The sequence below is a fragment of the Oceanicola sp. S124 genome, assembly GCF_000220565.1.
In the GTDB taxonomy this organism is placed as follows: domain Bacteria; phylum Pseudomonadota; class Alphaproteobacteria; order Rhodobacterales; family Rhodobacteraceae; genus Pseudooceanicola.
Genome location: NZ_AFPM01000329.1, coordinates 26,350 through 32,750 on the forward strand (window position 1 = coordinate 26,350; position 6,401 = coordinate 32,750).

Here is a 6,401-nt window from a genome sequence, read left to right on the forward strand (position 1 = left end):
GGACATGAAAAAAGGCGGTGGATTGCTCCACCGCCTTTTTCCATTGCTTTACGCCTGCCGAATTAGTCGGCGACAGCGGCAGCAACCACGGCCAGCAGGATCAGCGGCAGGATGATGCCGGCGGACGAGCTGGTGGTTTCTTCGACAACGACCGGCGCTTCGATGACCGGCTCGGAGTACGCGCCAGCGGAAGCGGTGGTTGCAGCTGCGGCCAGGGCGGCGGCGAGAACGAGTTTTTTCATTTTATCCTCCAGATAAAGGCCGGCCGATTTTGGACATATTACGCCCGGCACCCAAGACTTACCTCGTGATTCCGTCATACGCGGGGCGGGGCGCAAAATGCAATTGGCAAGATACGGTAACCCCTGTCCCCACAGGAAAATGTCGTCAAATAAGCAACACCTGAGTGCCCACCTTGGCCAGCTCGTAAAGCTCAAGAACATGCTCATTGTAGAGCCCGATGCAGCCGTTGGAAGAGCGCCGGCCGATCTTTCTGGTGTCGTGGGTGCCGTGGATTCGGTAGTAGGTCCAGCTGAGGTAGAGCGCGCGCACGCCCAGCGGGTTGTCCGGCGCGCCACCCTCGACCACGGCGGGCCATTCGGGGTTGCGTTTCTGCATCGACGGGGTCGGGCGCCAAGTCGGGTTCTCGACCTTCTGCACCACCGAGGTGCGGCCGCGACGGGTCAGGTCTTCGGTCAGCGGCACCGAGGTCGGGTAGAGCTTGTAGATCGTCTGGTCCTCGGACCAGAAGTGCAGCGCCCGGCTGTCGATATCCACCAGGATCGCCCCGTTGCGGGTGTTGTCGAAATAGGGCTGCCAGTCGAGCGAGCGGAACGACGAGATATTGCGGCGCGCCGTCTCGTTGGGGTCACGCTCGACCTCGGTGGAGTTCTCGAAGGGTGTGGCGTAGCTGGCCTCTTGCTGGGCAAGTGCCGGGGTTGCCAGAACGGCGGCACCACCGGCAAGGAAGGCACGCCGAGAAGGGGTCTTGGGGAAGGTCATGATGGTCTCCGTATCCGCTGGCCTGGGGCGCCGGATTTCCCCGGCACCATATGACCGCGTTGCAGCAGTCGCAATTCAAACTAGTGTCATTGAACCGCTTCACGCCCATGTGCGTTTGAAATTGCACCTCAGCCGCGTTAAGCGGTTCATACAACCTTCAACTCGGCAGACCCTGAATGCGTTTCCTGAAATTTCTCCTTCCTCTCTGCCTGGTCCTCGCGGGCTGCGTGGCAACCACCAATCCGCAACCGCCGCAGCTTGGCGCCGATGGCAAGCCGCTGCCCCGGCTCTACCGCATCACCGCCTCGGATCGCGGCCGGATTCCCTATGACGTGCTGGACGCGGTGAACAGCCTGCGCGCGGCCTCGGGCGCCGCCCCGGTGGTGCTGGACAGCCAGCTGACCGCCGCCGCCGCCACCCACTCCAATGACATGTCGAACCAGAACCGCCCTTGGCACTTCGGCTCGGACGGCTCCTCGCCCATCGACCGGATCGCCCGCGTCGGCTATCCCGGCACGCTGATCGGCGAAAACATTTCTGAGACCTACGAGACCGAGGTCCAGACCCTGGGCGCCTGGATGGACCAGGACGACACCCGCCGCGTGCTGCTGTCGCGCGCCGCCACAGACATGGGCTTTGCCTGGCACCAGGACACCTCGGGCAAGATCTGGTGGACCCTGATCATGGGCGACCGCAACACGGCCCCGAACCGTCCCGACGCGCTCTGACCCGGCGCAGGATCACGGCATAAGGAAAGGCGCCCCGGGAGGCGCCTTTTTCTTTGCCGTCATGGCGACCAGAGGCCAGATCAGGGGTGGATGTAGATCGGGGTACCGTCGCGGACCATGGCGTAGATCTCTTCGATCTCCTTGTCCGAGACCGCGATGCAGCCCGCCGTCCAGTCCTGCGGCGCGTCGCGATACTTGGGCGGCTTGCCGTGGATGAAGATATCCCCGCCGGGGCTCTTGCCCTCGGCTGCGGCAAAGGCACGGTCCGTGGCATTGGGGTAGGAGACACCGATCGACAGGTGGAACTCGGAGTTCGGATTGCGGCGGTCGATGTAATAGGCGCCCTCAGGCGTCTTGCCGTCGCCCTGGAACTGCTTGTGACCCACCGGCGCGAAGCCAAGGCCGATGCCATAGGCCTTCAGCACCTCGTCGTTGTGCATCAGGTACATCTGGCGCTGGCCTTTCAGCACGTGAATGCGCGTGACCTCGGGGCCACGGTAGGTCTGGAACTTGGAACAGGCCGAGGCGACAGCCGCCAGGACCAGGGAAAGCACTGCCCGTCTTTTCATGAAACTGCTCTGTTTGGCGTTTTTGCCCTTCTACCAGCCCCACCGGGGGGCCGGGAAGCGGCAAGGCGCAGCTCACGACTTGTTGAGCGTAAATCCGGCGACGACCTCGACATGGGGCGACCAGCGGAACTGGTCCACGACCAGCACCTCGCCCATCCGGTAGCCGGCCTGCAGCAGCATCCGTGCATCGCGGGCAAAGGTGACGGGGTTGCAAGAGACGGCGGCGATCACCGGCACGCGGGCTTCGGCCAGCGCGCGGGTCTGAGCCTCGGCGCCCGCGCGCGGAGGGTCGATCACCGCGGCCTCGATCCCCTTGAAGTCATCCCCTTCCAGCGGATTGCGGAACAGGTCGCGCGCCTGGGCCTTCAACGCATGCAGCCCCCCGGCGCGGCGCCAGCCGTCTTCCAGCGCGGCGGTCATGGCCCGGTCGCCCTCGACGGCCAGCACCTCGGCGCGCTCGGAAATCGGCAGGGCAAAGGTGCCGCAGCCAGCAAACAGATCGACCACGCGCTTGGCGCCCTTGGTGATCCGCAGCACCTCGGCCAACAGCGTCTGTTCACCGTGGTGGGTCGCCTGCAAGAAGGCACCGGGCGGCGGCACCACCTGCGCACGGCCGAACCTCTGGAACGGCGGATTGCGGGTGACGATCAGCTCTCCGTCCCAGGACAGCCGCGCCAGATCAAGCTCTTGCGCGGCACTGGTCAGCTCCATCCGCAGCGGTTCGTCCAGCGGCTTGCCATCGGTGACAGAAATATCCAGCCCGGACTCGGACAGGGTCGCCAGAACGGAAATCTCGCCCTTGCGGGCACCGCCCACACGGGCAAGCCCCTCTGCCACCGGCAGGGCGCGCATCAGGTCGGGGTGCAGCAACTGGCAGTCCGGCACCTCGACGATGGCACCCGAAGCGCGGCCATGGAAGCCCGCGAGCGCGCCGCCCTTGGTCTTGCGCGCCGACAGCGAGGCCCGCCGACGCGAGCGCGCCGGAGAGGTCGCCACGCCCGAGATCACCGCCTCGACCCCCTGCCCCTTCAGCGCAACCTCGACGATGCCGCGCTTCCAGGCGGCCACGTAGTCTTCGCCCGCGTGCTGCACGGCACAGCCGCCGCAGCTGCGGAAGTGGCGGCAGGGTGCGGCGACGCGTTCAGGCGAGGGTTCAAGGATCTTCACCCCCTCCAGCCGGTCACCAGCGATCTTGCCGCTGACACGTTCTCCCGGCAGGGTCATGGGGGCGTAGAGCGGGCCCGAGGGCCCCTCGGCAATGCCATCGCCATGATGGCCAAGTCGCTGGATCTGGAAATCTTGCATGGCGCGCCTGTTATCGCAGGTCGCGCGCCACGCAAAGCCTATTCGGCGGCGGCGCTTTCATCCTCGTCATCGGTGACAAGGAACCCGCCCGACTGCCGCGCCCAGTAGCGGGCATAGAGCCCCTCCTGCGCCAGCAGCTCGGCATGGCTGCCCAGCTCGGCGATGCGGCCCTCGTGCAGCACGACGATGCGGTCCATGTGGCTGATCGTGGACAGGCGGTGCGCGATGGCCAGCACGGTCTTGCCCTGCATCACGTTCTCAAGCGAGGTCTGGATCTGCGCCTCGACCTCGCTGTCCAGCGCACTGGTCGCCTCGTCCAGCACCAGGATCGGGGCGTCCTTCAGGATGGCACGGGCCAGGGCGATGCGCTGGCGCTGGCCGCCGGACAGTTTCACCCCGCGCTCGCCCAGCCGGGCGTCATAGCCAGAGCGGCCCTCGAAATCGGTCAGCTTCTCGATGAACTCATGCGCCTCGGCCTTGTCGGTGGCCTCGAACAGCTCTTCCTCGGTCGCCTCGGGGCGCCCATAGAGGATGTTTTCCCGCGCCGAGCGGTTGAACATCGAGGTATCCTGCGTGACCAGCGCGATATTGCGGCGCAGGCTGTCCTGGGTGATCTGGCTGATGTCCTGCCCGTCGATCAGGATGCGGCCCTCTTCCGGGTCGTAGAGCCGCAGCAGCAGCGACACCAGCGTCGACTTGCCCGCCCCCGAGGCGCCGACGATGCCCAGCTTTTCGCCCGGGCGGATCTCCAGCGACAGGTCGGTGACGCCGCCGGCCTTCTGGCCATAGGCAAAGCCGACGTGATCCAGGGTGATGGCGCCCTCGGGCACCGTCAGCGCGGTGGCGCCGGGCTTGTCGTGCAGCCGCACCGAGCGGCCGAGCGTGCGCATGCCGTCCTCGACCTCGCCGACGCTGGCGTAGATCCCCATCAGGGCAAAGCTGACCCAGCCGGTCATCTGCGCCACGCGCACCGCCACGGCCCCGGCGGCGACGATATCGCCCATGCTGGCCTGGCCGTTGGACCAGAAGACCAGCGCCCCGCCGACCAGCAGCACCGGCAGCACGCCCCCCATGACCGTCAGGATCACCCGGAAGGTGGTCGAGATCCGCCCAAAGGCCAGCGCCGTCTGGCGGAAGCGCTCAAGCGCGGTCAGCGCCGCGCGGTCTTCGTGGTCCGTATGGGCGAAGAGCTTCACGGTCTTGATGTTGGTGATCGTGTCCACCACCACCCCCGAGACCATGGCCCGCGCCGCCGCCCGCGCCTTCGAGCGTTCGCGGATGCGCGGCATGAAGAAGCTGATCAGAGCCAGGTAGCCCAGGACCCAGACCAGGAAGGCCAGGCCGAGGCCGGTGTTGATGGTCAGGATCAGCGCCACGCTGCCCCCGAATGAGGCCAGGGCAAAGGCGACCACGTTGATCACCTCGAAGGCGACGTCGGTCAGCGCCCGCGAGGTCTGCATCTGCTTCTGGCTGATGCGGCCCGCAAAGTCGTTGTCGAAGTAGACGACCGACTGCCCCATGGTCCAGCGATGCACGCGGGACAGCACCAGCGTGAAGACGTTCGGCTGCAGGATCATCGAGGTCGCCGCCGTGGACAGCCCCATGAACAGCGGCCGGGCCAGCAGGAAGAAGGCCACGGCCCCGACGATCAGCGCGATGTTGGAGGGGTCGAAGAAGCCCTCGGGCCCGGTGGCCTGCGCCCCGTCGACCACCGCACCGAGGATCCAGGCCGTGCTGGCATCCGCCGCCCCCGACAGCGCCGCCAGGAAGGCCCCCAGCAACAGGCCCGGCCAGGCGCCGCCCAGCCCCCAGATCATGAACTTCAGCAGGCCGTCGGGCGGCGGCCCGTCGGCAGGCTTGTAGGGATCGATGAGCTTTCTGGGATCGAGCATGGGAGACGCCTTTCACCCTCTTATCCCCATCGGCGCCGGGGGTTTCAAGGGAGGCGATAGCGACGTTTGTGCAGACCCGGTTGCGCGGATCAGAGCCGTGACAGCAGCGCCTCGCGCCCTAGGCGGAAACCCTCGGCGATCCACAGCGCCTCGGCGCGACGCAGGGCCTCGCCCAGCTCTCGCCCCTCGAACCGCGGCTGCAAGTCCCTGGCCACAAGGGGAAATACCTGCCCGGCACCCGCGCGGGCGCTGTCGATATCGCCGGGCATCAGGGGCTGTTCCAGCAGCGCGGCGCGCAGCAGCAGCATCGCTTCGGCCTCGTCCGCGCCATGGCGATAGCCCAGCTCGGCCGCCGGGCGGAGACCCGCCGCCTCGTCGCGCAGCAGCGCATGGCGGGTGGCCTCCTTCTTCGACAGGCGCAGGGCAGTCGCCGGGTCCTCTCCGCCAAGCGCGGCAAGGCGCAGCCCGGCATCGGGGGCACGGCCCGCCTCGGCCTCCAGATGCACCAGCGGACCAAGGGCGCGGATGCCCGACCCGGGCAGGACGCGCTGCAACACGCCCGCCTGCTCCATCGCGGCGACGGCGGGGACCGGATCGGTGACGGCCAGCAGCTTCAGCAGCTCGGCCCCCACCCTCTCACGCGAGAGGGTCGAGAGGCCGTCGGCATTGGCGGCGATGGCGGCCAGCGCCTCGGGGTCCATCCCGGCCTGCGGATCGCCGAAGCGGGCATGGAAGCGGAAGTAACGCAGGATGCGCAGGTAATCCTCGCGGATGCGCTGGCCGGGATCGTCGATGAAGCGCAGGTGGCGGCTGGCAAGGTCGGTCAGCCCCTGCCCAAGCGGATCCTCGACCCGGCCCGTCGCATCGGCATAAAGCGCGTTCATGGTGAAATCGCGCCGCCGGGC

7 protein-coding genes are annotated in these 6,401 nt (G+C 67.3%); 1 reads left to right on the forward strand and 6 read right to left on the reverse strand.

Annotated features, from left to right (window positions below; all coding sequences use genetic code 11):
• Positions 1-62: 62 nt before the first annotated feature.
• Together OS124_RS0122630 and OS124_RS0122635 are read right to left on the reverse strand one after the other, a co-directional pair.
• Positions 63-242, reverse strand: a complete 180-nt coding sequence (locus OS124_RS0122630; protein WP_010142318.1) for a hypothetical protein — start codon at positions 240-242, stop codon at positions 63-65.
• A 145-nt stretch (positions 243-387) separates the two neighbouring features.
• Entirely contained in the window at positions 388-1,002 is a 615-nt protein-coding gene (locus OS124_RS0122635; protein ID WP_010142319.1) for a L,D-transpeptidase, read from the reverse strand.
• A gap of 176 nt (positions 1,003-1,178) precedes the next feature.
• On the opposite strand from OS124_RS0122635, the gene OS124_RS0122640 reads away from it, so the two are divergent.
• Positions 1,179-1,730: a CAP domain-containing protein gene (locus OS124_RS0122640; protein WP_010142320.1), complete on the forward strand. Its 552-nt coding sequence runs from the start codon at positions 1,179-1,181 to the stop codon at positions 1,728-1,730.
• An 80-nt stretch (positions 1,731-1,810) separates the two neighbouring features.
• On the opposite strand, the gene OS124_RS0122645 is transcribed toward OS124_RS0122640, so the two are convergent.
• The 4 genes from OS124_RS0122645 to OS124_RS0122660 form a co-directional block, all read right to left on the reverse strand.
• Positions 1,811-2,299 carry a L,D-transpeptidase family protein gene (locus OS124_RS0122645; protein ID WP_040607843.1) on the reverse strand — a complete coding sequence of 163 codons (489 nt, stop codon included), beginning with the start codon at positions 2,297-2,299 and terminating at the stop codon, positions 1,811-1,813.
• 72 nt (positions 2,300-2,371) lie between these two features.
• Positions 2,372-3,604 (reverse strand): class I SAM-dependent RNA methyltransferase, encoded by a 1,233-nt coding sequence (locus tag OS124_RS0122650; protein WP_010142322.1) that lies wholly within the window; start codon positions 3,602-3,604, stop codon positions 2,372-2,374.
• A gap of 38 nt (positions 3,605-3,642) precedes the next feature.
• Complete coding sequence (locus OS124_RS0122655; RefSeq protein ID WP_010142323.1) at positions 3,643-5,496, reverse strand: ABC transporter ATP-binding protein; 1,854 nt, start codon at positions 5,494-5,496, stop codon at positions 3,643-3,645.
• 89 nt (positions 5,497-5,585) lie between these two features.
• Positions 5,586-6,401 (reverse strand): CCA tRNA nucleotidyltransferase (locus OS124_RS0122660; RefSeq protein ID WP_010142324.1); only part of this gene is annotated, 816 nt, incomplete at its 5' end.